Origin of the sequence: Acidovorax radicis, from assembly GCF_020510705.1 — a bacterium.
GTDB lineage: Bacteria > Pseudomonadota > Gammaproteobacteria > Burkholderiales > Burkholderiaceae_C > Acidovorax > Acidovorax radicis_A.
Window position 1 is genome coordinate 641,613 of the sequence record NZ_CP075184.1, and the last position, 24,925, is coordinate 666,537.

The following is a 24,925-nucleotide window of genomic DNA, read 5'->3' on the forward strand; positions in this document are numbered from 1 at the left end:
GCTGCAGTGGGGCGGGTGGGGCAGGACATGGTGGTTGTGGCCACGGCAGCGGGCGAGTGCAGCGCTGCAGGCTTGGCTGTTGTAGCGCTGGCCTACTGAAACGCCACCTCTGCAAAGCTGCGCAGCTTGCGGCTGTGCAGGCGGGCCACGCCGCCGTCGCGCAGGATCTCGATGGCGCGCATGCCGATGCGCAGGTGCTGATCCACGCGCTCGCGGTAGAAGTGGTTGGCCATGCCGGGCAGCTTGATCTCGCCGTGCAGCGGCTTGTCGCTCACGCACAGCAGGGTGCCGTAGGGCACGCGAAAACGAAAGCCGTTGGCGGCGATGGTGGCGCTTTCCATGTCCAGCGCCACGGCGCGGCTTTGGCTGAAGCGGCGCTGGGGCGTGTTGTCGGGCAGCAGTTCCCAGTTGCGGTTGTCGGTGCTGGCCACGGTGCCGGTGCGCATGATGCGTTTGAGTTCGTCGCGCCCCATCTGCGTGACATCGGCCACGGCCTGTTCCAGCGCCACCTGGATCTCTGACAACGCCGGGATGGGCACCCACAGCGGCAGCTCTTCGTCCAGCACGTGGTCCTCGCGCACATAGGCGTGGGCCAGCACGTAGTCGCCCAGCTGCTGGCTGTTGCGCAGGCCGGCGCAGTGGCCCAGCATCATCCAGGCGTGGGGGCGCAGCACGGCGATGTGGTCGGTGATGGTTTTGGCATTCGAGGGCCCCACGCCGATGTTGACCATGGTGATACCGCTCGCGTCCTGGCGCACCAGGTGGTAGGCGGGCATCTGTGGCAGGCGGGGCGGGGCGGCGCCCAGGTCGTCGCCTGCCTCGGCGCTCAATCCCACGCGGCGCGTGACCACGTTGCCGGGCTCGATGAAGGCGATGTATTCGCTGTCGGGCTTGGCCATTTCGGCATGGCCCAGGCGCACGAACTCGTCGATGTAGAACTGGTAGTTGGTGAACAGCACGAAGTTCTGGAACCACTCGGGCGCCGTGCCCGTGTAGTGGCGCAGGCGGTGCAGCGAGTAGTCCACGCGCGGCGCGGTGAACAGCGACAGCGGTTGGGCCTCGCCGGGTGCGGCCTGCCAGGTGCCGTTGGCAATGCCGTCGTCCATGGCGGCCAGGTCGGGCAGGTCGAACACGTCGCGCATCAGCATGCGGCGCTCTGTCGTGAGTGTTCCTTCAATGTGGTCGTGCTCGGCAAACGAGAAATGGATCGGGATGGGGTGGGTGCTGGTGCCCACCTCCAGCTCGATGTTGTGGCTGGCGCGCAGCAGGCGAAACTGCTCGGCGTAGTACCGCGCAAACAGGTCGGGTCGGGTCAGCGTGGTTTCGTAGCGCCCGGGGCCTTCCACAAAACCATAGGCCAGCTTGCTATCGGCCCGCGCCACAGTGGTGGTGTGCACCCGCACAAACGGGTAGAACGCGCGCACCGCGCTGGTGGGTGTTTCGCCGCCCACAAAGCGTTGCATCGCCTCGCGCAGGTGGCCAATTTGTTGCTGATAGATGCGCTGCACCTGGGCCAATGCGTCGGCCGGGTCGGTGTGGCGGGTGGGTGCAATGAATTCGGGGATGAGGGGCATGGCCCTATTGTCCACAAGGCGGGGCTATTTTTTGTGAAGCCACAGGCCCACCGCCTGTGCGTCCATGGGGGGAGACACCACGAATCCCTGTATCAGATCGCACCCGAGTGCCGCCAGCAGGTCCACCTGCGCCTGTGTCTCCACGCCTTCTGCCACGGTCTGGATCTGCAGGCTGTGCCCCATCTGGATCATGGCGGTGACGATGGCCACGTCGTCGGTGTTGTCGGGGGTTTCGATGACAAAAGAGCGGTCGATCTTGATCTTGTCGATGGGGTAGCGCTTGAGATAGGCCAGCGATGAATACCCTGTGCCAAAGTCATCCACCGAGATGCCGACCCCCAGGGCCTTCAGTGCATTGAGCGTGTTGAGCACCGGGCCCGTCTGGTGCATGAGCACCGATTCCGTCAGTTCGATCTCAAGGTATTGCGGCGCCAGCCCGGTTTCATTGAGGACGGCCGCAATTTCTGCGGCCACGTCGCGCTGGCGAAACTCCAGGGCCGAGAAGTTGACCGCCACCGGCACCATCGTCAGTCCTTGGTCTTGCCAGGCCTTGAGCTGGCGGCAGGCTTCGCGCATGACCCAGCGCCCAATGGGCGTGATGAGGCCGCGCGACTCGGAGAAATGGATGAACTCATCGGGCCCCACCAGCCCGCGCTGGGGGTGTTGCCAGCGCACCAGGGCCTCGAAGCCTTGGAGTGACCCATCGGCCAGGCTCATTTGGGGCTGGTAGTGCAGCACAAACTGGTGGTGGGCGATGGCTTCGCGCAGCAGGCGTTCGTGCTGCAGCACGTCGATGGCGCTGGGGTCCATGCCGGGGGCATAGAACTGCCGGTTGCCCCGGCCGCTGTCTTTGGCGTAGTGCATGGCCGCGTCGGCGCTGCGCAGCAGGGTGTCGGCGGTGGCGCCATGCTCGGGAAACAGGCTGATGCCGATGGACGGCGAGATTGTCAAGGGCTGCGTGTCCACCGTGAACACGCCATGCATGATGTGCAGCAGCTTGTCGGCCACCATCGCCACATCGTCCTGGTGCTGCACATCGGTGAGCACCACCACGAACTCGTCGCCTCCCAGCCGCGCCACCACGTCGGCGTCGCGCACGCCCAGGCGCAGGCGCTCGGCCACGTTGCGCAGCAACTGGTCACCCGCCTGGTGCCCGAGTGAATCGTTCACGGTCTTGAAGTGGTCCAGGTTGATGAACAACACGGCCGCGCGGCCGTGGCGCCGGCGCGCGAGCGACAGCACCTGGGACAGCTGTTCCATCAAAAAATGCCGGTTGGGCAGGTGGGTGAGGCTGTCATGCAGGGCGATGAAGGCCTCGCGCTCTTGGGCCTGCTTGCGGGCGGTGATGTCGCGCACCACCACGATGCGGTAGTCCGCATGCTGCTGGGGCATGGTCTTGCCCACCACCTCGACCGGAATGGTGTGGCCATCCTTGTGGCGGATCGTCACCTCGTAGGGGTCTTCGCGGCCGGTGCGCGTGTATTCAAGCGCCACGGCGCGCCACTCGGCGCTGATGAAATTGAAAATCGACTGGCCCTGTGTCTCATCGAGCCGGTAGCCCGAGAGCCGGTGCATGGCCTCGTTGCTGTCGGTGATCACGCCGTCGCGGTGGAAAACGATGGCCTCGTCAGTGGCCTCAGTGAACTTGCGCATGCGCTCTTCACTTTGCCGCACCGTGTTTTCGGCCCGCCAGCGTTCGGTGATGTCGGTGATCAGCACAAACGAGCCCAACGTGCGCTGCAGGTCGTCAACGTGCGGAATCAGGTTGACCTCGATCATCCGCGCCTCCCCATTGGGCAGGGTTTGTTCGCGGGTGTATTTCACATGCTCGCCGCGCAGGCTTTTTGCCACATGGGGCTCAATGGCCCGCCAGGCCTTGTCGCCAATAGCCTCCTGGACCGTCAGCCCCAGGATGGATTCTGTCGTGTGGCCGTTGTAGGCCGCGTAGCCTTGGTTGGCGAACTGGCAGCGCAGATGGGCCACATCGTAGTAAGCCATCAGCGCGGGCACCGAATCGGCGATCAGACGCAGCAATGAGTCGCTGGATCCCCCAGGGCGGGGGGCTTTGGCTGCGAAGGAAGAATCTGGCATGTCCCGCTCGGTATGTATTCAATTGTTATATCCGATGCGGCTTACGCCTCTGTCAGGGACTTGCCCTGATGCCACGGGCCAGTGGGCCCCCTTAAAAAAAGGGCACCTGCCCACCCCCATCTCCCACCCCTTGGGGGCCCTGCCTCAAGGGGGGCCTTGTTCAGCGTCGCGATAATCCCCCCATGACCTCCAAAGAAAACCAAGCCGGCACTGACTTCAGCGCGCTGGCACTGAGCCCCGCCACGCTGACCAACCTGCAGCAGCTGGGCTACACGCAAATGACGCCCATCCAGGCGGCCAGCCTGCCGCCCGCGCTGCTCGGCAAGGACCTGATCGCCCAGGCCAGCACTGGCAGCGGCAAGACAGCAGCCTTCGCGCTGGCCCTGCTGGCCAACCTCAACCCGCGTCGCTTCGCCGTGCAGGCCCTGGTGTTGTGCCCCACGCGCGAACTGGCCGACCAGGTGAGCACCGAAATCCGCCGCCTGGCGCGGGCCGAAGAAAACATCAAGGTCGTGACCCTGTGCGGCGGCGTGCCGCTGCGCGCGCAGACGCTGAGCCTGGAGCACGGCGCCCACATCGTGGTGGGCACGCCCGGCCGTGTGATGGACCATCTGGAGCGCCAGCACCTGAGCCTGGAAGCGATGAACACCCTGGTGCTCGACGAGGCCGACCGCATGCTCGACATGGGCTTCTTCGACGACATCGCCACCGTGGCGCGCCAGTGCCCCAAAGAGCGCCAGACCCTGCTGTTCTCGGCCACCTACCCCGAAGGCATCGCCAAGCTCAGCGCGCAGTTCATGAAGTCGCCCGTGCAGATCACGGTGCAAGCGCAGCATGCCGAGGGCAAGATCGAGCAGCGCTGGTACGAGGTGAAGAACAGCGAGCGCCTGCACACGGTGTCGCAGTTGCTCAACCACTTTCGCCCCGAATCGTCGATTGCGTTCTGCAACACCAAGCAGCAGTGCCGCGATCTGGTGGGCGTGCTGCAGGCCCAGGGTTTCAGCGCGCTGGCGCTGTTTGGCGAGCTGGAGCAGCGCGAGCGCGACCAGGTGCTGGTGCAGTTCGCCAACAAGAGCTGCTCGGTGCTGGTAGCCACCGACGTGGCCGCGCGCGGGCTGGACATTGCCAACCTGGCGGCCGTCATCAACGTGGACGTGACGCCCGATGCCGAGGTGCACATCCACCGCATTGGCCGCACAGGCCGGGGTGACGCCGAGGGCCTGGCGCTGAACCTGGCCAGCCTAGACGAGATGGGCTTTGTCGGCAAGATCGAGGTGCTGCAGGGCCGCGAGTCGCGCTGGTTCCCGGTGGCAGACCTCACGCCCACGGGCAGTGGCCCGCTGGTGCCGCCCATGGTCACCATCCAGATCATTGGCGGGCGCAAGGAGAAGATCCGCGCGGGCGACGTGCTGGGCGCACTGACCGGCGAGATGGGCTACACCCGCGAGCAGATCGGCAAGATCAATGTGAACGACTTCTCCACCTACGTGGCGGTCGACCGCGCCATTGGCGCCCAGGCGGCCCAGCGGCTCAATGATGGCCGGGTCAAGGGCAAAACCGTCAAGGCGCGGCTGGTGACGGATTAGTATGAAAATGGCTGCTGGCGCTTATTCAGCAAGCGCTGTCAGCTATTGAATTGATAGTTTTGGTCCGCCTGAACACTTGCCTACTTTGTTGAAAGACCCGATGTCTCCGTCTGCCCCCCCATCCTCTCCTTGGCTCACGCCGCGCAATCTGTTGTGGACATCAGCGGCAGTGGCCGTGGTCACCATCGCGCTCAAGACCCTGGCCTGGGCGATCTCGGGCTCGGTGGGTTTGCTGTCGGACGCGATGGAGTCGTTTGTGAACCTGGCCAGCGCCATGTTTGCGCTGGCCATGGTGACGGTGGCGCAACGCCCCGCAGATGACGACCACCCCTATGGCCACCACAAGGCCGAGTATTTTTCTTCGGGTTTTGAAGGGCTGTTGATCGTGGGGGTGTCGGTGGGCATTTTCTGGGCCGCCGGGCACCGCTTGGTGAATCCGCAGGCGATCGAACAGGTCGGCTGGGGCCTGGCTTTGTCGGTGTTCAGCTCGGGCCTCAACGGGCTGTTGGCGTGGGTGATGTTCCGGGCGGCGCGGGTGCATCGCTCCATCGCCCTGGAGGCCGACGCCCGCCATCTGGTCACCGACGTGTGGACATCGGTCGGGGTGGTGGTGGGGATTGCCGGCGCAGCCCTGACGGGCTGGTTGTGGCTGGACGCAGCGGCCGCCATCCTGGTCGCACTCAACATCCTCAAGGAGGGCGTTGAGCTGGTCTGGCGCTCGTCCCAGGGGCTGATGGATTCGGCGGTGGAACCCCAGGTGCAGGCCACCATCGACGCGACCCTGCAGCAGTTCGTGCAAACCCAGCCCCCCGGGGCGGTGCGTTTCGACCATGTGTCCACCCGCCGCGCGGGCCAGCGCCAGTTTGTGGACATGCACCTGCATATGCCGGCCGACTGGACGCTGCGCCATGCCGCTGAATTGCGCGGCCAGGTCGAGCGCGGGCTGATGTCCGCAGTGCCTGGCCTGCGCGCCACCATCGAACTGCTGCCCACCGATGTGGAAGCGCATATAGACGACCCGAAGGATGTGGCGTGATCAGTGTGTTGCAACGCGTGCGCGAAGCGCGTGTCGATGTTGAAGGCCAAACGATCGGTGCCATCGGCGCGGGTTTGCTGGTGCTGGTGTGCGCCGAGCGTGGCGACACCGAGGCCGAGGCAGACAAGCTGCTGGCCAAGTTGCTCAAGCTGCGCATCTTTTCGGACGCTGCCGGCAAGATGAACCAGAGCGTGCAGGACATCGGTGGCGGCCTGCTGCTGGTCAGCCAGTTCACCCTGGCGGCCGATACCACAGGCGGCAACCGCCCCAGCTTCACCCAGGCCGCCGCGCCGGACGAGGGGCGGCGGCTGTACGACTATTTTGTGGCCCAGGCGCGCAAGGCGCACCCCGATGTTGCCACCGGCCAGTTTGCGGCCGACATGCAGGTGCACCTGGTCAACGACGGGCCGGTGACGATTCCGCTGCGGGTGGCACCGTCCGCGCCAGCAGCCCATACAAACCCAAACCGTTGATTATTCAAAAATAATAGCTACTGGCGCTTTGCTGATAAGCGCTAGCAGCTGTTTTTGTTCATATTCTTCCCGTGGCGATCATCACTGCCGCCAGAAGAAAAGCCCCGCCATCACCAGCCCCGTCAGCACGATGCCCCAGCGCAGCCACTGCGCAGGAATGCGCCGCGCCACGCGCGCGCCGCCATAGCCGCCAGCGGTGGCGGCCATCATCATCATCAGCGCTTGCTGCCACAGCACCACACTGCCTGCGGCGTAGATCGCCACGGCAATGGCGGTAAGTACGGCCGAGACCCAGTTCTTGAGGCCATTCATGGCATTCAGGTTCGTTTGCCCGAGCAGGCCAAACAGTGCCAGCAGCAAGATACCCAGCCCGCCGTTGAAGTAGCCACCGTAGGCGGCCACCGCCAGCACGCCCACGGTGGCCTTGGCGGTAGAGGGGTTGCCGCCAGCCAGCAGCGCACGCAATTGCGGGCCAAAAGCAAACAGCGCAGTGGCCGCCAGCAGCAACCAGGGCACGATCAGGCGGAAGGTGGCGTCGGGCGTGACCAGCAGCAGCGCTGCGCCCGCCGCGCCGCCGACCACCGACAGTGCCACCAACAGGCGCATCGACAACCCCGGCGGTGGGGCCGTGTCTTCCCGAAAGCCCCAGGCTCCCGCCATGTAGCCTGGCAGCAGCGCCACCGTGCCCGTGGCATTGGCCACCACGGGTGGCACGCCCGTGAAGACGAGGGCGGGCAGCGTCAAAAAGCTGCCGCCCCCGGCAACGGCATTGAGGGCGCCCGCCACAAAGGCGGCGGCGAGAAGCAGGGCGGTTTCAAACATGGCTCTCCATCCATCGAAAATGCGGCCGCCTCGGAGGGCAAGCATGCGGTCATCGCGGGATCGTACTGGCTGCAGACCCTGCGCCACCCCGCATCGGGCGCCGCGAGCATGTCTTGGCCGGCCGCAAAAAGAGGGAGCGATCAGCGCCCAGGCCGCACCAGGCCTGCCATGGCGGGAGATGTGGAGAGGGATGCGCCGCTGTCGCCACGGCGTCTGCGCAAAGGTGTTTTGCCTTGAAGGTGGGTAAACGCGTCGGCGCAAGGGCGCGGCGATCCGCCGCGCTCTCGTCACACGCGCTGTTTTTCGAGCTTGCGGCTGAGCGTGCGCCGGTGCATGCCCAGGCGGCGGGCCGCTTCCGAGATGTTGAAGCCGGTTTCGGCCAGCACCTCGTGGATGCGCTCCCACTCCAGCGTTTTGATGGAGCTGGAGCGATTGGTCAGCTCCACTTTGGTGTTGCCTTCCATGAGGTTGAAGGCGGCCTCGATGTCATCGGTGTTTGACGGTTTGGCCAGGTAGTGCCCGGCACCCAGTTTGATGGCCTCGACGGCCGTGGCAATGCTGGCGAACCCGGTCAGCACCACAATGCGCATCGCGTCGCTGTGGGCATGCAATTGCTGCACACAGGCCAGACCGGTGGCGTCGCCTTTGAGCTTGAGGTCCACCACCGCGTAGCGTGGGGTGTGCTTGGCCAGCAGCTCTTCCATCTTCACCACGCCGTCGGTATGCAGCACCTTGTAGCCCCGCCGCTCGAACGAGCGCGCCAGGGTGCGGGCAAAGGCCTCGTCGTCTTCCACGATCAACAGCAAACGTTCAGTGTCCATGGTCTTTTTGATGAGGGGCCTGCAGGGCGATGGTGGCGAGTGCAATCGTGACGGTGACTTCTGCGCCCCCTTCGGGCAGATTGCGCGCGGTGACGCTGCCACCCAGCGTGCGTGCGACGTTCATGGACAAAAACAGCCCCAGCCCGCCGCCGGGCCGCCCCTTGGTGGAGCGGTAGGGCGTGCCCACCTGTGCCAGCACAGCGGGCGCAAAACCAGGGCCCCGGTCTGTCACGACGATTCGCAACACATCGCGATCGCTCTCCGCCCGCAAGCTGACCCAGTGGGGCGATGCGTCGCGTGCATTGTCCAGCACATTAAAAACCATCTGCTCCAGCGTGGCATCGGCCACCATCGGGCTGTCGTCAAGAATGCGGTTGTCATACACCAGCGTTTCGATGGAGCGCGTGGAGCGCCAGTCCTTCACCAAGGTGTCCAGGAACTGGCACACCGTGGTCTGGCTGGATGCCTCACCACGCGTTTCGCCGGCGGACAGCAAGATACCGCTCACGATGGTTTTGCAGCGCTGCACCTGCGCCTCCATCTCGGCGATGTCTTCCTGAAAAACGGGGTCTGAGGCCTGGGGGGCCATGCGTTTCCAGTCGCCGAGGATGACGGCCATGGTGGACAACGGAGTGCCCAGTTCGTGGGCCGCGCCCGATGCCAGCAAACCCATGCGCACGATGTGTTCCTCTTCCACAGCGCGCTGGCGCACCGCCGCCAGGCGCGCATCGCGCCGCCGCAGGTTGTGGCTGATGCGCGTGATGAAGATCACCACCAGCGCGGCATTGAGCATGAAACACACCAGGAGACCCAGTACATAGGGACTGTGCCAGCCGCCGTGCAGGTTGGGCGCCAGCGGCAGGGGGCGGCTGTGCTGCGACAGCAGCATGACGCAGGCCGACGCAATCACCACGATGGACCACGTGTAGCCGCTGCGCAGCAGCATGGCGCCCACGGCAATCTGCAGCAAATACAGAAACACGAAGGGATTGGCGATGCCCCCGCTCAGGTACAGCTGTGCAGTCAGTGCTGCCACGTCTACCAGCAGCACGATGAAGAGTTCGACGTCGGCCACTGCCAGCCTGCTGCGCCAGCGCAGCAGGCTGGCGATATTGAAGGCCACCATGCACGCCACGAGGGTCAGCATCTCCTGCAGCGGAAGGACCATGCCCAGGCTGTAGTGGGTCGCTTCGATGGTCAGCAGCTGCCCCACGACAGCGATCCAGCGCAGCTGGATCAGCTGGTGCAGGTTTTTGAGCCCCGCCGCCGCGTTGGCAAAGCGGGCGCGGCCCGAAGGGGGTGAGGGCGTCGGACCTGCCCCGGGGGCGTTGCTGGTGCGGGTGCTAATGCTGTTCATGGGCAAGTGGGGGACGGCTGGCCGCGCGCAGCCGGGCCTCATAGCGTGCCACAACCACGGCGGCCCCCACCACCATGAGCGCCAACCCGAACCAGGTCAGCGCATACACCAGGTGCGTATTGGAAAAGTGCACCACCGTCAGCCCCTGGCGGGGCCATGCCCCCACGGAGCCGGATGAGGATGGTTCCGCCGTGGCCATGGTGGCACGCCCGCCGGGCAATCCCGCATCCACAAAAAACGGCGCCACATGCGCAAGCGCTTGCGCCTGGGCAATGGCGGCGACATCACGCGAATACCAGCGGTGCTCTGCGGGGTTGTTGTGGCGCAGAAAGCCACCGTCGGGTTCACTCATGCGCACCAGGCCTTCGACCGTGACGGGCTGGGGCTGCTTGGCAGACGACGGGCCCGGCGCGGCTGGCCCCAGCCATTGCGCACGCTGGTCCTGGGGCACAAACCCTCGGTTCACCAGCACCGTGCCCCCGTCGGCCATCTGCAACGGCGTCAGCACCCAGTAGCCCGGCCCGAGGACGGTGTTGGCCTGGGTGAGCACCGTTTTGTTGTCCAGCCACATTCCTTGAATGCGCACGGTTTGGTATTCGTGGCGTGTGACGTCCAGCGTGGGCCATTGCGCCTGGGGTGGCAGCGGGCCGGGAGGCGCTGCGATGCGCTGCGTGACGCGTGCGATGAGGTCGAGCTTCCAGCTCAGGCGCTGCAATTGCCAAACCCCGAGCGTGACAAACCCCACAAAAAAGGCGATGCCCACCACGGTGAGCATCGCCAGGGTCGTGTTGGAATGCGGGCGTTTTGCGCCCGCTTCAGAGGTTGGCACGGTGTGGCGAGTGGGTGGCCAGATTGCGGTCAAGGCGCGGCGTCGTGGGCGGCGCCCGGGCCCGAGCCGTTTTGTGTGGCCCCGGGCATGGTCGGGTGCTCGGGCATCATGTTGGCGTTCATGTGGAACATGACCCACAGCGTGCCCGTGATGGCGATCGCTACGAACACCACCGTGAAGATGGTGGACAACAAGGTCCATCCGCCTTCAACCTTGCCGTTCATGTGCAGGAAAAACACCATGTGGACCAAAATCTGGACCACCGCAAAACCGCCCAGCACCAGCACGGCGGTGTTGCGGTCGGCAATCACCTTGGCCATGACGAGCCAGAAGGGGATAGCGGTGAGGATGACCGACAGGATGAACCCGATCATGTAGCCCGAGAGCGTGCTGTGCGGGCCGCTATCGTCATGGTGCCCGGCGTGGTGATCGTCATGCCCAGGGCCGTGCGGTGCGTGGGTTGTGTGTTGTGGGCTCATTTACAGCACCCCCATCAGGTACACAAAAGTAAAGACGCCGATCCAGACCACGTCCAGAAAGTGCCAGAACATCGACAGGCACATCAGGCGGCGGTTGTTCTCGGGGATCAGGCCATGTTTGCCGATCTGCAGCATCAGCACCACGAGCCAGATCAGGCCAAAGGTGACGTGCAGGCCGTGGGTGCCAACCAGTGTGAAGAACGCCGACAGGAACGCGCTGCGCTGTGGCCCTGCGCCTTCATGGATGAGGTGCGAGAACTCATACAGCTCCAGCCCCAGAAAGCACAAACCCAGCACGCCGGTCACGGCCAGCCACACCAGCGTGGTCCTGACGTTTTTCTTCTGCTTTTCCAGCATGGCAAAGCCAAAGGTGATGGACGAGAGCAGCAAAAAGGCCGTATTGAGGGCAACCAGCGGCAAGTCGAACAGCTGCGCCCCGGTGGGGCCGGCGGCATAGCTGCGGCCCAGCACGCCATACGTGGCGAACAGGGAGGCGAAGATGAGGCAGTCGCTCATCAGATAGAGCCAGAAACCCAACGCGGTGCCGTTTTCGGGATGGGGCTCATGCGCGAGGTGGTAGTCGCGCGGTGCCAGGGCGCCTGCTGCGGCGCCAGCGGAGTAACGGATATCAGACATGGCGGGCCAGTTGGAGTGTGCGGGCTTCTTCGGTTGCGATCACGTCGGACGCTGGAATGTAGAAGTCACGCTGGTAGTTGAACGTGTGGACGATGGCAGCCAGCACTAGGACGACGAATGACACGCCCGCCAGCAGCCACATGTGCCAGATCAATGCAAAGCCGAACACCAGCGACAGGGCCGAGATGACGGCGCCCGAGCCTGTGTTGGCAGGCATGTGGATGGGCTTGAACCCGCTCAGAGGACGCTGGTAGCGGTGCTTCTTCATATCCCACCACGCATCAATTTCATGCACCACAGGGGTGGCGGCGAAGTTGTAGTCGGGTGGGGGCGACGAGGTCGACCATTCCAGGGTGCGGGCGTCCCAAGGGTCGCCCGTCCAGTCGCGCAGTTGTTCGCGTTTGAGGTAGCTCACCACCAGCTGGATCAGGAAGCAGCCAATGCCGGCGGCGATCATTGCGGCACCAACGGCCGCGATGATGAACCAGATTTGCAAAGACTGGTCTTCAAAGTGGTTGGCGCGACGGGTCACGCCCATCAGGCCCAGGATGTACAGCGGCATGAACGCCACCCAGAAACCCACCACCCACAGCCAGAAAGAGCGAACGCCCCAGGCGCGGTCGAGCTTGTAGCCAAAGGCTTTGGGAAACCAGTAGTTGATGCCGGCAAACATGGCAAACACCACGCCGCCAATGATCACGTTGTGAAAGTGGGCGATCAGGAACAGGCTGTTGTGCAGCACGAAGTCAGCGGGTGGCACGGCCAGCAGGACACCGGTCATGCCGCCGATGGCGAAGGTCACCATGAAGGCTACGGTCCACATCATGGGCAGCTCAAAGCGGATGCGGCCCTTGTACATGGTGAACAGCCAGTTGAAGATCTTGGCGCCCGTCGGGATCGAGATGATCATCGTCGTGATGCCGAAGAAGGTGTTCACACTGGCCCCCGAGCCCATGGTGAAGAAGTGGTGCAGCCACACCAGGTACGACAGGATGGTGATACACACCGTGGCATACACCATGGAGGTATAGCCGAACAGGCGCTTCTTGCTGAAGGTGGCGACCACTTCGGAGAACACGCCGAACGCGGGCAGCACCAGGATGTACACCTCGGGGTGGCCCCAGATCCAGATCAGGTTCACGTAGAGCATGGGGTTGCCGCCCAGCTCGTTGGTGAAGAAGTTGGTGCCCACGTAGCGGTCCAGCGACATCAGCACCAGCGCGGCCGTCAGCACAGGGAAGGACGCCACGATGAGCGCGTTGGTACACAGGGCGGTCCAGGTGAACACGGGCATCTTCATGAGGCTCATGCCCGGCGCGCGCATCTTGATGATGGTCACGATCAGGTTGATGCCCGACAGCGTGGTGCCCACCCCGGCAATCTGCAGCGCCCAGATGTAGTAATCCAGACCCGTGCTCGGGCTCTGCGCCCCCAGGTTGGACAGCGCCAGCCAGCCGGAGGTGGAGAACTCGCCCAGGAACAGCGACACCATCACCAGCACGGCGCCCGAAGTGGTCATCCAGAAGCTGAAGTTGTTCAGGAACGGGAACGACACGTCGCGCGCACCGATTTGCAGCGGCACAAGGTAATTCATCAGCCCGGTGACCAGCGGCATCGCCACGAAGAAGATCATGATCACGCCGTGGGCGGTGAAGATCTGGTCGTAATGGTGTGGGGGCAGGTAGCCCATGTTGTCGCCAAAGGCCATGGCTTGCTGCAGGCGCATCATGACCGCGTCGGCAAAGCCGCGCAGCAACATCACGATTCCCAGGATCATGTACATGATCCCGATCTTCTTATGGTCGATGCTGCAGATCCAGTCGCGCCATAGCGGGCCCCACAGGCGAAACCGGGTAATGAGCGCCATGACGGCCAGGCCGCCGAGCACGACGGCGATGAAGGTCCACAGCACGATGGGCTCATGCGCCATCGGTACAGCGTCCCAGTTGAGCCGGCCAAGGGCCCAGTGGGGTGGGGAAATGGTTTCGGAGGACATAGGAAGACTCATTGGCGGATGCTGGCGCTAGGGGCTTGTGCTGGTGCGTTGCGGGTTTGGAGCGAAGCCACCACCTGGGCGGCATTCTGGGCAGTGCACCAGTCCTGCGGCAGATTCAGCCCTGCCGAGCGCACATAGGCGTCGCCACCCTGGGCGTCGATCGCCATCATGTGGTGCATGCACATCTTTCCGTCTTCCACGCAGCGGTTGAGTACCTTGTCGTACAGGCCGTCTTCCACCGAGGCAAAACGTTGCACGGGGTCGCGTTCGCTGGGCTTGGCCAGATTCAGGTAGGTCATCTTGTCCAGGGGCTTGCCCTCAGTCTTCGCCTTTTGCACCCACTGGGCGAAGTCGCCATTGCTCAGGCCATGGAACTTGAAGGTCATGCCCGAGAAGCCCGCGCCGCTGTAGTGCGATGACATGCCGTTGAACACACCTGGTTTGTTGATCACCGCATTCAGCTCGGTCTGCATGCCGGGCATGGCGTAGATCATGCCGGCCAGATCAGGCACGTAGAACGCGTTCATGGTGGACGTGGACGTCAGCTTGAACAGGATGGGGCGGTCCACAGGGGCGGCCAGCTCGTTCACCGTGGCAATGCCTTGCTCGGGGTAGAAGAACAGCCATTTCCAGTCCATCGCCACCACTTGCACTTCCAGCGGCTTGACGTTGGCGTCCAGGGGGCGCTGGGCGTCGATGCGGTCCAGAGGGCGATAGGGGTCGAGCTTGTGGGTACCGATCCAGGTCAGGGCGCCCAGGGCAATGATGATGAGCAGCGGCACGGTCCAGATCACCAGCTCCAGCGTGGTGGAGTGGTGCCATTCGGGGTCGTAGTCGGCCTCGGTGTTGGCGGCGTTGGACTGGCGGTATTTCCAGGCAAACCACAGGGTGAGCGCAATCACCGGCACGATGATGATGAGCATCAGCAGCGTGGCGGTAACGACCATATGGCCTTGCTGGGCGGCGACATCGCCGGCCGGGTTGAGGACAACAGCCTTGCTGCAGCCGGCAAGACCGGCGGCCAGTGCCATCGCTGCCAACCAGGCGGGCCTGCGAATTTCCTTGTTTTTGAGCATGCTAGGGGCGCGGCAGAAGAGCGCTTAGGTAAAAACGCGAGTGACTGAAGGGGGGCAATGTAGTACCGCTAGCGAATTTGTCGATTGGACATTTTGTCCAACGTCAATGACGGGCCAACGGTTTTGCGCGCAATGGGGCGGGTTTGATCTGTCGCAGGGCGCTAGGAGCCTGTCGGACTTGGAAATCGTCGGCTGCAAATGGACCGCAGCGGTCCATTTTTCGCTTCGCGGCTCTTCGAGAACACCGTCTTCTTGCCCCATAGCCGGGCTATGGGGCTGCAAATCCGGCAAAAACTGTCCTCGCTGGGGTCCATTTTCGCTTTCGACGCTCCAAGTCCGACAGGCTCCCAGGGCGGTCAGCAATCAGGGTTTTCCTACGGCGCCTCTAGCGAAAGCTCACTTGTGGGGCTCGCCGGGGGGGTGTAGAACGGAGGCGTATCAGTTGCTTGAGGAGCGTCAATATGTATAGCCAAGGTTCTGCAGCACTGCCTGCACCCGGCTTGGAGAGTTCGGTATCGCTGGCACGGGCCCATACCGATGAAGATGTGAGCCCCGGTGAGATCGCCGTGGGGGTGATCATTGGGCGCTCGTCCGAATATTTCGACTTTTTTGTGTTCGGAATCGCCAGCGTGTTGGCGTTTCCATCGTTGTTGTTCCCGTTTTTGTCGCGACTCGACGGCACGTTGATGGCTTTTGCCATCTTTTCGCTGGCATTCGTGGCGCGACCCGTGGGTACGGCTGTTTCCATGGCGGTGCAGCGGCGTTGGGGCCGGGGGACCAAACTCACGCTGGCGCTTTTTTTGCTGGGTGCTTGTACGGCTGGCATGGCCTTTTTGCCCAGTTATGCATCGGTGGGGGGCAAAGCGATTGCGGCGCTGGTCATCTTGCGGATTGGCCAGGGTCTGGCGCTGGGCGGCACCTGGGACGGTCTGCCGTCATTGCTGGCAATGAGCGCTCCGCCCGAGCGGCGCGGCTGGTTCGCCATGATCGGCCAATTGGGCGCGCCGGTGGGTTTTGTGCTGGCGGCCAGTCTGTTCGCCTACCTCTATAGCCACCTGACCGTGGCGGAGTTCCTGGACTGGGGCTGGCGCTACCCGTTTTTTGTGGCCTTTGCCATCAACGTGGTGGCCCTGTTTGCCCGTTTGCGCCTGGTGGTGGGGCAGTCGTATGCCGAGCTGCTGCAGCAACGCGAGCTGCAACCGGTCAGCGCTGCGCAGGTGGCGCGCAACGAGGGCGGCAATGTGTTGATTGGCGCCTTTGCTGCGTTGGCCAGCTTTGCGCTGTTTCACCTGGCTACGGTGTTTCCGCTGTCGTGGATCACCATGTATTCCGAACAGTCCATCACGGAGGTGCTGGGGGTGCAGATCGTGGGCGCCTTTCTGGCCGCAGGCGCCATCATGGTGTCGGGCTGGCTGGCCGACCGCATCGGGCGGCGCAACCTGCTGGGCTTGATGGCCGCGTTGATCGGGCTCTTCAGCTTCACGGTGCCATGGCTTTTGGGCGCCGGCACGGTGGGCAACAACGTGTTCATGCTGGTGGCCTTTGTGTTGCTGGGGCTGTCGTACGGGCAGTCGTCGGGCACGGTGACGGCCAATTTCTCGGCGCAGTACCGCTACACCGGGGCTGCGCTGTCTGCCGATCTGGCCTGGCTGCTGGGCGCGGGGTTTGCGCCGCTGGTGGCGCTGGGGCTTTCGGCTCGGTTTGGGCTCGGAGCCGTTTCCTTGTATTTGTTGTCGGGTGCCGTTTGCACCCTGGCCGCGCTGCGGATCAATCGGCTGATCGAACGCAAGGAGTGATCGTGGGCTGAGGGCCAGAGATGGGCCACCCACCGGGGCGCAATGCCTCCGGCGGGGGGCATCGTCGGCCCTGCCTGACGGCCCCTATTTGGCGTAGGGGTCGGCAAACCCCAGCTCTTGCATGATGTCGGTTTCGTACGACTCCATGTCATCGGCGTCTTCGGCGCTGGTCTCATGGTCCCATCCTTGGGCGTGCAGGGTGCCGTGCACCAGCAGGTGCGCGTAGTGTTCTTCCAGGCTCTTGTTCTGTTCTTGCGCCTCACGTGCCACCACGGGGGCGCAGAGCACCAGGTCGGCCGTCACCACCGGCTCCTGGGAATAGTCAAAGGTGAGCACGTTGGTGGCGTAGTCTTTTTTGCGGTATTCGCGGTTGAGTCGTTGGCCCTCGTCGGCGCCCACGATGCGCACGGTGATCTCTGCGTCGGTGGACAGCGCGTGGCGAATCCAGCGTGTGACCTTGTGGCGCGGCAACGCCGCGCGGTGTTCGGCCACGGTGTCGAACGGGCCGAACTGCAGAGATAGGGAGAGTTGATTCAAGGTCATTTTGGCCTCTAGCGCTTGATGCGAAAGCGCAATTAGCTATAAAAATAATAGTGTTTGGAGTGCCTGGCCCTCAGCTGCGTTTGGGCGCGGCGCGGCGCGGTGCGTCGTAGGCATCCACAATGCGGGCCACCAGCGGGTGGCGTACCACGTCGGCGCTGGTGAACCGCGTGATGGCGATGCCCTTGACGCGCTTGAGCACATGCTCCGCGTCGATCAGCCCGCTCATCGCCCCTTTGGGCAGGTCGATCTGGCTCACGTCGCCCGTGACCACGGCGCGCGCGCCAAAGCCGATGCGGGTGAGGAACATCTTCATCTGCTCGGGCGTGGTGTTCTGCGCTTCGTCCAGGATGACGAACGCATTGTTCAGCGTGCGCCCGCGCATGAAGGCCAGGGGGGCAATTTCGATCGCGTTGCGCTCGAACGCCTTTTGCACCTTGTCGTGGCCCATCAGCTCATAGAGCGCGTCATACAACGGGCGCAGATAAGGGTCCACCTTTTGTGCCAGATCGCCAGGCAAAAAGCCCAGGCGTTCCCCGGCCTCCACCGCAGGGCGGGTGAGCACGATGCGCTGCACGCTGCTGCGTTCCAGCGCGTCCACTGCGCTGGCCACCGCCAGATAGGTCTTGCCCGTGCCCGCCGGGCCAATGCCGAAGGTGATGTCGTGCGAGGCGATGTTCTGCAGATACAGGCTTTGCGTGGGGGTGCGCCCGCGCAGGTCGGTGCGGCGGGTGTTGAGCACGATGTCGCCTTCGGGCGCCTCCAGCAGTTCGCCGTCGCCCGCCAGCATGAGCTGCAAGTGGTCCTCGGCGATGGGGCGCTCAGCCATCTCATAGAGGGCTTGCAGCAACTCCATCGCCTGCGTGGCGTGGGCCTTGGGACCATCGACCTTGAACTGCTCATGCCGGTGGGCAATGGTGACCTGCAATGCCACTTCGATGGTGCGCAGGTGTGCGTCTGCCGGGCCACAAAGGTGGGTAAGCCGGGTGTTGTTGTGCGGGGTGAAGGTGTGGCGCAGGATCACGCTGATAATTCCAGTCGGCAAAAGCCAATGACGGCAAAAAAGAGTGCGCTGCCTGCCCATCAATGCAGCGGCGCCAAAGGACTCCAATGATAGGCAAATTGACCGGCACCCTGCTGGAGAAGAATCCCCCCGAGGTGCTGCTGGACTGCCACGGCGTCGGCTATGAGGTAAATGTGCCCATGAGCACGTTTTACAACCTGCCCGCCGTGGGCGAGCGCGTGAGCCTGCTCACCCAGTTCATCGTGCGTGAAGATGCCCAGGTGCTGTATGGTTTTGCCACTGCGCCCGAGCGCCAGGCATTCCGCGAGCTCATCAAGATATCAGGCGTCGGGCCGCGCACGGCGCTGTCCGTCCTCTCGGGCATGGGCGTGGCGGATCTGGCCCAGGCGATTTCGCTGCAGGAGGCTGGCCGCTTGGTCAAGGTGCCCGGCATTGGTAAAAAGACCGCTGAGCGGCTGTTGCTGGAGCTCAAGGGCAAACTGGGCGCCGACATGGGCGCCGTGCCGGGTCATCCCGGCAGCGATGCACAGGCGGATATCCAGCAAGCGTTATTGGCGCTGGGTTACAACGAGAAAGAAGCCGCTGCGGCGCTCAAGGCCCTGCCGAGCGATGTGGGGGTGAGCGACGGCATCAAGCTGGCGCTCAAGGCGTTGGCGAAGTAATGGTTTGGTACATGGCATAGGTCACATGAGGCATCAAGAAATGGATAAAAAACTGCTTGCATTCAAAAGGCTCACAAGTCTGTGTGCCGTTCTGCTGTTGTCTGCCTGTGGCGGGGGCGGCGGCGGGAGTGCCCCTGCGGACCCTGTTACGCAAGCGCCTGTGGATACCAACCGCATTGAGCCGCTCGACCTGGGGCTTCCCAAGGTTGCAAACGCGGCCGCTCAGGCGGTCACTCTGCGCGGGCGCGCCCTGCCGCCGGTCTCGGTTCGACTCGGCCCGCTGGGCTCCTCGCAGAGCCTGTTGAAGGCGACGGGAAAAGCCGTGCCTGGCCAGAGTGCCCCTGAGCAAATCGGTGTGGCCCGGAGCGTGCGCGCCACAGCTACGCCGCAGGCCACGCTGGCGCAGCTGCAATGGACCCCCGTCGGTGGCGGGCTGCAGCGCGCTGCCATCAGTTTCACGGCAGACGGCGCGTTGGGGGTGCGCGTGGGGGTGCTGGTGCGCAGTTTGCCGCCCGCCACCACCTTGCGGTTTTATGCACAGGCGGGGGGATCGCCCGTGCAGGTGTCTGGGGAAGAGGTGTTGCGCACCATCCAGCGCAATCTGGATGCCGGCGACACCGGGGATGCGGCGCGCACCTACTGGTCGCCAGATTTTGGTGGCGCCGAGACCACGCTGGAGGTGGAGGTGCCGGTGGGCGCGAACCTGGCGCAGCTTGATATGGCCGTCCCCGCGATCTCCCACTTTGTGCTGTCACCCGCCGAAGTCGCCGCACCAACGGTCACCAAAGTGGGCGAGGCGGGCACCTGCAACATTGACGTGTCGTGCAAACCCGAGCTCAGCAGCGAAAGCCGCTCGGTGGCGCGCATGATCTTCGTTCGCGACGGCAACAGCTACCTTTGCACCGGCACCTTGCTCAACGATAGCCAGTCCAGCACCACGCCGTATTTCCTCAGTGCCAACCACTGCGTTTCGTCGCAATCGGTGGCGTCGTCCCTCACCACCGACTGGTTTTACCGTTCCACCGCATGCGATAGCGGCAGCCTGAACCCGGCGACGCAGCGCGTTGCGGGCGGTGCCTTGCTGCTTTACGCCGATGCAGCCACCGACACCTCGTTCATGCGTCTGAACAGCGCTGCGCCCCAAGGCGTCGTGTATGCCGGTTCCTATTTTGGTGACGTAGCGCAATCGGCAAGCGTTATCGGCATTCACCATCCCTCCGGCGATCTGCAAAAGACCAGCGCAGGCGCCGTGGCGCAGTTCAGCAACTGCAGCAACGAGCAGTGCCTGGCAAGCACCCAGCAGGATGGGCGCTTTTTGTCCGTGGGCTGGACCCAGGGCACCACCGAAGGCGGCAGCAGTGGCTCGGGGCTGTTCTTGGGGATCGGATCGTCTCGCTACGTGGTGGGGCAACTCTATGGGGGCTCGTCAAGTTGCCTGGCCCCTGCGGGACGTGACTATTACGGGCGTTTTGACGTGGCATTCCGCTCGGCCCTCAAACAGTGGTTGAAACCTGGCGCTTAAGCGGGCCGTCTCTGTAAACACACCAAATCAATGACCATCCAGACCGACGACTTCGCTCCCGCGCCCGACAAACGTGTCATCTCTGCCGCCCCGGCGTCGCCGCAGGAAGAGGCCATTGAGCGCGCCTTGCGGCCCAAGCTGCTGCAGGAATATGTGGGCCAGGCGAAGGCGCGTGAGCAACTGGAGATCTTCATCGGCGCAGCCAAGATGCGGGGTGAGGCGCTGGACCATGTCCTGCTCTTTGGGCCGCCAGGGTTGGGCAAGACCACGCTTAGCCACATCATTGCGGCGGAGCTGGGGGTGAACCTGCGCCAGACGAGTGGCCCGGTGCTTGAAAAGCCCAAAGACCTCGCGGCGCTGCTGACCAATCTCGAAAGAAACGACGTTCTGTTCATCGACGAGATCCACCGCCTCTCGCCCGTGGTCGAGGAAATCCTCTACCCCGCGCTGGAGGACTACCAGATCGACATCATGATCGGCGAAGGGCCTGCGGCGCGCAGCATCAAGCTTGACCTGCAGCCCTTCACCCTGGTGGGTGCCACCACGCGGGCGGGCATGTTGACCAATCCGCTGCGCGACCGCTTCGGCATCGTGGCGCGGCTGGAGTTTTATACCCCTGAAGAATTGGCGCGCATAGTCAAACGCAGCGCGGGCCTGCTGGGGACCCCCATGGACGATGAGGGCGGCTTCGAACTGGCGCGGCGCTCGCGCGGCACGCCGCGCATCGCCAACCGGCTGCTGCGCCGCGTGCGCGACTACGCCGAGGTCAAGGGCGATGGCCGCATCACCAAAACCATCGCCGACAAGGCGCTGGCCATGCTCGATGTGGACCCGCAAGGCTTTGATGTGATGGACCGCAAGCTGCTGGAGGCCCTGATCCACCGCTTTGATGGGGGCCCCGTGGGCCTGGACAACATCGCTGCCAGCATTGGCGAAGAGTCCGGCACCATCGAAGACGTGATCGAGCCTTACCTGATCCAGCAAGGCTATCTGCAGCGCACGCCGCGCGGGCGCATTGCCACGCTGGCCGCCTATCGGCACCTCGGGGTCACGCCGCCGCAGGCCGCAGGCGGGTTGTTTGTGGAATGACCCAATGGCTCCCAAGGCGCTGAGGCATTTTCTGTGAAGCGCCGCTGGCTTGCCGTGGCGCTGGGCGCTGCCGTACTGGTGATTGCCTCCACGGTTGGCGCCCTGGCGCTGCGCGGTCCGCAGGTCGATGCCTTGGTGCTGCAGCCGGCCCCGCTGGTGCGTACCCTGCAATTTTCAGCGCGCGTGGCCACGCTGTCACGCGTAGACGTGGGCTGCACGGTCACCGGGCGAGTGGCCCAGGTGCGCGTGGCAGAAGGCGCGCAGGTGCGCCAGGGCGATGTGCTGGTGCGGCTCGAATCGGATGAACTGCGCGCCGCCTTGGCGCAGGCCGTTGCCGCCGAGCGCCAAGCGCAGGCGCGCATCACGGGCCTGCGCAGCAGCGGCCGCACCGCCGCGCAGGCGGCTCGCGCACAGGCTGACGCCACCCTGCAGGCCGCCAACGCCAGCCTGGCGCGGGTGCAGCAGTTGGTGGCTGAGGGTTTTTATAGCCCTGCGCAGCTCGACGAGGCGCACCGGGCGGTGGAGGTGGCGCGGGCGCAGCAGCTCAGCGCGCAGGCGCAGATGCAGGCCAACGCCGATGTCGGCACTGATGTGGCGCAAGCCCAGGCGCAATGGGCGTTGGCCCAGGCGGCTACCGTGGCGGCCCAGGCCCGCCTGGCGCAGACCGATCTGCTCGCGCCCGCTGATGCCCGCGTGCTGGTGCGCGCGGTCGAGCCCGGGCAGATCGTGCAACCCGGCAAGGCCTTGCTTAGCCTGGCGCTGGCCGGGCCCACCCAACTGGTGGCCCAGGTGGACGAGCGCTTTCTGAACCAACTGCAGCCGGGCCAGAAGGCGGTGGTGGTGGCTGATGCCTTTGCCGGCCAGCGCTTTGCAGCGCGCGTGCTCTCCATCGCACCGGCGGTGGATGCCCAGCGCGGCGCCATCGAGGTGAAATTTGCGCTGGAGCATGAGGCCCCCGCTTTCCTGCGCGAGGACATGACCTTGTCGGTCGAAGTAGAGACGGCGCGGCGCGAGCGTGCCCTGGTACTGCCACAGGCGGCCCTGCGCGGCCCGGTGGAGGGCGACAAGGCGACCGTGCTGGTGCTGCAGGAGGGGCGTGCCCAGGCCCGCAGCGTGCGGCTGGGCCTGCACACGCTCGATGCGGTCGAGGTGCTCGATGGCCTGAAAGGAGGCGACACCGTGCTGCGGGGCGGCGCCGTGCAGGCGGGCGACCGCGTGCGGGCTCGCACGGTGCCATGGGCCCCAGGCTCGGCTGCGCCTGGCGCCACTGCCCAGGGCAACGGACAAGGGAACGGGCAAGGCAAAGGGCAGGGGGGCGACGCAGGCTCTGCGCTGACCAATGCCATGGGCCGCTGAGCGTGCTGCCATGCTGATGTGGCCCGGCTTTGAGTTGCGTGTGGCGCTGCGCTTTCTGCGCGAAGGGCGCATGCAGACCGTGCTCATCATCGTGGGCGTGGCGGCGGGCGTGGCGGTCATCGCCTACATCTCGGCGCTGATCAGCGGCCTGCAATCGAACACCCTGGCCAAAACACTGGGCGCCCAGGCGCATATCACCCTGCGCGCGCCGGACGATCTCGTCACACCGGCAGCCCTGCCTGTGACCGGGGCCGCTGTGTTCACCGAAACCCAGCCGCGCGCGCAGCGCTTGCGTTCGGTGGCCAACTGGCAGGCGCTGGTGCCGCTGCTGGAGCGCTTACCCGAAGTCGCCGGGGTTTCGCCCATGGTGTCAGGCAGTGGCCTGGCATTGCGCGGCGAGGCATCGCAGGCCATTGCCTTGATGGGCGTGGACCTGGACCGCTATGACCGCGTGGTGGGGCTGCGCTCCAAGGTGGTCAGCGGCAGCGCGCGGCTGGCACCGGGCGAGGCGATTGTGGGGCGCGAGCTGGCGCAGGACCTGGGCGTGCGCGTGGGCGACCGCCTCACGGTGCAGACGGGCAGCGTGGGCGGCACGGTGAGCGATTCGGTGCGCGTTACCGCGCTGGTGGACCTGGGCGTGAAAGACCTGAACCGGCGCACCGTGATCGTGCCGCTGCGTGCTGCGCAAAGCCTGCTGGCGCTGCCGGGGGGTGCCAGCCAGCTCGACCTGACCCTGAAGGACGTGTGGGTGGCCCAGACCCTGGCGCGCGAGCTGCAAACGCAGTTCCCCTACAAGATCGAGAGCTGGCAGGAGACCAATGCCCAGCTGGTGTCGGCGCTCAATGCCCAGTCCATCAGCACGGCCATTATCCGGGGCGTGGTGCTTGCCGTGGTGGTGCTGGGCATTGCCAGCGTGCTGGTGGTGTCTGTTGTGCAAAAGGGCCGCGAGATCGGCATCCTGCGCGCCATGGGTGCCACGCGGGGGCAGGTGCTGCGGGTGTTTCTGGTGCAGGGCGCCGTGGTGGGTGCACTGGGCTCGGTGCTGGGCCTGCTGCTGGCGGTGGCGCTCATCTGGGTGTTCACGCACTTCGTGCGGGGCTCAGACGGCATGCCGCTGTTTTCGATCACGCTGGCACCCGCTGCGGCGCTGCAGGTGGCGCTGATTGCGTCGGTCTGCGGCGTGCTGGCCGCCGTGGCCCCGGCGCGGCGCGCGGCGGCGCTCGATCCGGCGCAGGCTATCAGGATGTGATGAACCACCCCGTCGCCTCCGAACTGATCGCGCTCGATGCCGTGCGCAAGAGCTACAACTTGGGCCGCCCCAGCGAGGCCGAGGTGCTGCATGGCATCAGTCTGCAGGTGCGCCGGGACGAGTTCATCGCCTTGATGGGCCCCTCGGGCTCGGGCAAGAGCACGCTGCTCAACATTCTGGGCCTGCTGGAGACCATGACCTCGGGAAGCTACCGGCTCGATGGCGAAGCGGTGCAGGGGCTCGATGATGCCGCGCTCACGCTGCGTCGGCGCCGCACGCTGGGGTTTGTCTTTCAGTTTCACCACCTGCTGCCAGCGTTTTCGGCGCTGGAGAACGTCACGCTGCCCGCCCTCATGGCCGAAGGGCGTGTGAGCGCCGCACACCGCGAGCACGCGCGCGGCCTGCTGGCCGCCGTGGGCCTGGCCCAGGCGATGGGCAAGCGCCCGGGCGAGCTGTCGGGCGGCATGCAGCAGCGCGTGGCGATTGCGCGCGCGCTGGTCATGGACCCGCCGCTGGTGCTGGCCGATGAACCCACGGGCAACCTGGATACCGCCTCGTCGGTCGATGTGTTTGCCCTGCTGCGCCGCATCCACGCCGAGCGCGGCACGAGTTTTGTGGTGGTCACGCACGACCCCCGGCTGGCCGCGCGCTGCGACCGGCTGGTGGAGCTGATCGACGGGCGCATTGCGCGCGATGAAGCGATCACCTGGGGCGTGGAGCCTGCGCCCGGTGGCGCACTGCCCGTGCCGGGCGGCTGACATGCTGCAATGCTATTTGCTATTTGCTATTTGCTATTTGCTATTTGCTATTTGCTATTTGCTATTTGCTATTTGCTATTTGCTATTTGCTATTTGCTATTTGCTATTTGCTATTTGCTATTTGCTATTTGCTATTTGCTATTTGCTATTTGC

The 24,925-nt window shown here is 64.7% G+C and carries 22 protein-coding genes; 10 read left to right on the forward strand and 12 right to left on the reverse strand.

Features of this window, described 5'->3' with window-relative positions; all coding sequences use genetic code 11:
- Positions 1 to 92: 92 nt before the first annotated feature.
- A complete protein-coding gene (locus KI609_RS02890) occupies positions 93 to 1,574 on the reverse strand; it encodes an AMP nucleosidase (protein WP_226446896.1) in 1,482 nt (493 codons plus the stop codon).
- A 24-nt stretch (positions 1,575 to 1,598) separates the two neighbouring features.
- Positions 1,599 to 3,665 (reverse strand): putative bifunctional diguanylate cyclase/phosphodiesterase, encoded by a 2,067-nt coding sequence (locus tag KI609_RS02895; RefSeq protein WP_226446898.1) that lies wholly within the window; start codon positions 3,663 to 3,665, stop codon positions 1,599 to 1,601.
- Between the two features lie 182 nt (positions 3,666 to 3,847).
- Here KI609_RS02895 and dbpA point away from each other — a divergent pair, with 182 nt between their 5' ends.
- The 3 genes from dbpA to dtd all read left to right on the forward strand — a co-directional run bounded on the left by dbpA (position 3,848) and on the right by dtd (position 6,760).
- Positions 3,848 to 5,251, forward strand: coding sequence for an ATP-dependent RNA helicase DbpA (dbpA, locus tag KI609_RS02900; RefSeq protein WP_226446899.1), 1,404 nt, complete (start codon positions 3,848 to 3,850; stop codon positions 5,249 to 5,251).
- 100 nt (positions 5,252 to 5,351) lie between these two features.
- Entirely contained in the window at positions 5,352 to 6,287 is a 936-nt protein-coding gene (locus KI609_RS02905; RefSeq protein WP_226446901.1) for a cation diffusion facilitator family transporter, read from the forward strand.
- The gene (gene dtd, locus KI609_RS02910) at positions 6,284 to 6,760 is read left to right on the forward strand and encodes a D-aminoacyl-tRNA deacylase (RefSeq protein ID WP_226446903.1); all 477 of its coding nucleotides are present in this window, start codon (positions 6,284 to 6,286) and stop codon (positions 6,758 to 6,760) included. Before KI609_RS02905 ends, dtd begins: the two co-directional genes overlap by 4 nt.
- Positions 6,761 to 6,841: 81 nt before the next feature.
- Here dtd and KI609_RS02915 read toward each other — a convergent pair whose 3' ends face one another.
- From KI609_RS02915 to cyoA, 8 genes are all read right to left on the reverse strand, one after another.
- On the reverse strand, positions 6,842 to 7,582 hold the full coding sequence (locus KI609_RS02915) for a sulfite exporter TauE/SafE family protein (RefSeq protein WP_226446906.1): 741 nt from the start codon (positions 7,580 to 7,582) through the stop codon (positions 6,842 to 6,844).
- A gap of 287 nt (positions 7,583 to 7,869) precedes the next feature.
- Entirely contained in the window at positions 7,870 to 8,403 is a 534-nt protein-coding gene (locus tag KI609_RS02920) for a response regulator transcription factor (protein WP_226446908.1), read from the reverse strand.
- Complete coding sequence (locus KI609_RS02925) at positions 8,393 to 9,760, reverse strand: ATP-binding protein (protein ID WP_226446910.1); 1,368 nt, start codon at positions 9,758 to 9,760, stop codon at positions 8,393 to 8,395. Before KI609_RS02925 ends, KI609_RS02920 begins: the two co-directional genes overlap by 11 nt.
- The gene (locus KI609_RS02930) at positions 9,747 to 10,535 is read right to left on the reverse strand and encodes an SURF1 family protein (protein ID WP_226450160.1); all 789 of its coding nucleotides are present in this window, start codon (positions 10,533 to 10,535) and stop codon (positions 9,747 to 9,749) included. The genes KI609_RS02925 and KI609_RS02930 overlap by 14 nt, the downstream gene beginning before the upstream one ends.
- Positions 10,536 to 10,618: 83 nt before the next feature.
- A complete protein-coding gene (cyoD, locus tag KI609_RS02935; protein WP_226446912.1) occupies positions 10,619 to 11,068 on the reverse strand; it encodes a cytochrome o ubiquinol oxidase subunit IV in 450 nt (149 codons plus the stop codon).
- Positions 11,069 to 11,704 (reverse strand): cytochrome o ubiquinol oxidase subunit III, encoded by a 636-nt coding sequence (cyoC, locus tag KI609_RS02940; RefSeq protein ID WP_226446914.1) that lies wholly within the window; start codon positions 11,702 to 11,704, stop codon positions 11,069 to 11,071.
- Positions 11,697 to 13,700 (reverse strand): cytochrome o ubiquinol oxidase subunit I, encoded by a 2,004-nt coding sequence (gene cyoB, locus KI609_RS02945; RefSeq protein ID WP_226446916.1) that lies wholly within the window; start codon positions 13,698 to 13,700, stop codon positions 11,697 to 11,699. Before cyoB ends, cyoC begins: the two co-directional genes overlap by 8 nt.
- Positions 13,701 to 13,708: 8 nt before the next feature.
- Complete coding sequence (gene cyoA, locus KI609_RS02950) at positions 13,709 to 14,776, reverse strand: ubiquinol oxidase subunit II (RefSeq protein WP_226446918.1); 1,068 nt, start codon at positions 14,774 to 14,776, stop codon at positions 13,709 to 13,711.
- A gap of 461 nt (positions 14,777 to 15,237) precedes the next feature.
- Between cyoA and KI609_RS02955 the strand changes: the two genes are divergently transcribed.
- Positions 15,238 to 16,572 carry an MFS transporter gene (locus tag KI609_RS02955; RefSeq protein ID WP_226446920.1) on the forward strand — a complete coding sequence of 445 codons (1,335 nt, stop codon included), beginning with the start codon at positions 15,238 to 15,240 and terminating at the stop codon, positions 16,570 to 16,572.
- Positions 16,573 to 16,656: 84 nt separating this feature from the next.
- On the opposite strand, the gene ybeY is transcribed toward KI609_RS02955, so the two are convergent.
- Together ybeY and KI609_RS02965 are read right to left on the reverse strand one after the other, a co-directional pair.
- Positions 16,657 to 17,115, reverse strand: coding sequence for an rRNA maturation RNase YbeY (ybeY, locus tag KI609_RS02960; protein WP_226446926.1), 459 nt, complete (start codon positions 17,113 to 17,115; stop codon positions 16,657 to 16,659).
- A gap of 70 nt (positions 17,116 to 17,185) precedes the next feature.
- Entirely contained in the window at positions 17,186 to 18,136 is a 951-nt protein-coding gene (locus tag KI609_RS02965) for a PhoH family protein (RefSeq protein WP_226446927.1), read from the reverse strand.
- A gap of 86 nt (positions 18,137 to 18,222) precedes the next feature.
- Here KI609_RS02965 and ruvA point away from each other — a divergent pair, with 86 nt between their 5' ends.
- From ruvA to KI609_RS02995, 6 genes are all read left to right on the forward strand, one after another.
- The gene (gene ruvA, locus KI609_RS02970) at positions 18,223 to 18,798 is read left to right on the forward strand and encodes a Holliday junction branch migration protein RuvA (protein ID WP_226446928.1); all 576 of its coding nucleotides are present in this window, start codon (positions 18,223 to 18,225) and stop codon (positions 18,796 to 18,798) included.
- 160 nt (positions 18,799 to 18,958) lie between these two features.
- Complete coding sequence (locus KI609_RS02975) at positions 18,959 to 20,320, forward strand: trypsin-like serine peptidase (RefSeq protein ID WP_226446929.1); 1,362 nt, start codon at positions 18,959 to 18,961, stop codon at positions 20,318 to 20,320.
- Between the two features lie 30 nt (positions 20,321 to 20,350).
- A complete protein-coding gene (ruvB, locus tag KI609_RS02980; protein ID WP_226446930.1) occupies positions 20,351 to 21,409 on the forward strand; it encodes a Holliday junction branch migration DNA helicase RuvB in 1,059 nt (352 codons plus the stop codon).
- Between the two features lie 33 nt (positions 21,410 to 21,442).
- Entirely contained in the window at positions 21,443 to 22,765 is a 1,323-nt protein-coding gene (locus KI609_RS02985) for an efflux RND transporter periplasmic adaptor subunit (protein ID WP_226446932.1), read from the forward strand.
- Positions 22,766 to 22,775: 10 nt separating this feature from the next.
- Positions 22,776 to 24,014 carry an ABC transporter permease gene (locus tag KI609_RS02990; RefSeq protein ID WP_226446935.1) on the forward strand — a complete coding sequence of 413 codons (1,239 nt, stop codon included), beginning with the start codon at positions 22,776 to 22,778 and terminating at the stop codon, positions 24,012 to 24,014.
- On the forward strand, positions 24,014 to 24,772 hold the full coding sequence (locus KI609_RS02995; protein WP_226446937.1) for an ABC transporter ATP-binding protein: 759 nt from the start codon (positions 24,014 to 24,016) through the stop codon (positions 24,770 to 24,772). The genes KI609_RS02990 and KI609_RS02995 overlap by 1 nt, the downstream gene beginning before the upstream one ends.
- The last annotated feature ends 153 nt before the right edge of the window (positions 24,773 to 24,925 follow it).

Excerpts from the sequence above, each read along its gene's own strand:
- KI609_RS02920 (WP_226446908.1), bottom strand. The coding sequence starts at position 8,403 with ATGGACACTGAACGTTTGCTGTTGATCGTGGAAGACGACGAGGCCTTT.
- cyoA (WP_226446918.1), bottom strand. The coding sequence starts at position 14,776 with ATGCTCAAAAACAAGGAAATTCGCAGGCCCGCCTGGTTGGCAGCGATG.
- KI609_RS02990 (WP_226446935.1), top strand. The coding sequence starts at position 22,776 with ATGCTGATGTGGCCCGGCTTTGAGTTGCGTGTGGCGCTGCGCTTTCTG.
- ruvB (WP_226446930.1), top strand. The coding sequence starts at position 20,351 with ATGACCATCCAGACCGACGACTTCGCTCCCGCGCCCGACAAACGTGTC.
- KI609_RS02930 (WP_226450160.1), bottom strand. The coding sequence starts at position 10,535 with ATGCTCACCGTGGTGGGCATCGCCTTTTTTGTGGGGTTTGTCACGCTC.
- dbpA (WP_226446899.1), top strand. The coding sequence starts at position 3,848 with ATGACCTCCAAAGAAAACCAAGCCGGCACTGACTTCAGCGCGCTGGCA.
- ybeY (WP_226446926.1), bottom strand. The coding sequence starts at position 17,115 with ATGACCTTGAATCAACTCTCCCTATCTCTGCAGTTCGGCCCGTTCGAC.
- KI609_RS02955 (WP_226446920.1), top strand. The coding sequence starts at position 15,238 with ATGTATAGCCAAGGTTCTGCAGCACTGCCTGCACCCGGCTTGGAGAGT.
- cyoB (WP_226446916.1), bottom strand. The coding sequence starts at position 13,700 with ATGTCCTCCGAAACCATTTCCCCACCCCACTGGGCCCTTGGCCGGCTC.
- ruvA (WP_226446928.1), top strand. The coding sequence starts at position 18,223 with ATGATAGGCAAATTGACCGGCACCCTGCTGGAGAAGAATCCCCCCGAG.
- cyoC (WP_226446914.1), bottom strand. The coding sequence starts at position 11,704 with ATGTCTGATATCCGTTACTCCGCTGGCGCCGCAGCAGGCGCCCTGGCA.
- cyoD (WP_226446912.1), bottom strand. The coding sequence starts at position 11,068 with ATGAGCCCACAACACACAACCCACGCACCGCACGGCCCTGGGCATGAC.
- KI609_RS02925 (WP_226446910.1), bottom strand. The coding sequence starts at position 9,760 with ATGAACAGCATTAGCACCCGCACCAGCAACGCCCCCGGGGCAGGTCCG.
- KI609_RS02905 (WP_226446901.1), top strand. The coding sequence starts at position 5,352 with ATGTCTCCGTCTGCCCCCCCATCCTCTCCTTGGCTCACGCCGCGCAAT.
- KI609_RS02890 (WP_226446896.1), bottom strand. The coding sequence starts at position 1,574 with ATGCCCCTCATCCCCGAATTCATTGCACCCACCCGCCACACCGACCCG.
- KI609_RS02895 (WP_226446898.1), bottom strand. The coding sequence starts at position 3,665 with ATGCCAGATTCTTCCTTCGCAGCCAAAGCCCCCCGCCCTGGGGGATCC.
- KI609_RS02915 (WP_226446906.1), bottom strand. The coding sequence starts at position 7,582 with ATGTTTGAAACCGCCCTGCTTCTCGCCGCCGCCTTTGTGGCGGGCGCC.
- KI609_RS02995 (WP_226446937.1), top strand. The coding sequence starts at position 24,014 with ATGAACCACCCCGTCGCCTCCGAACTGATCGCGCTCGATGCCGTGCGC.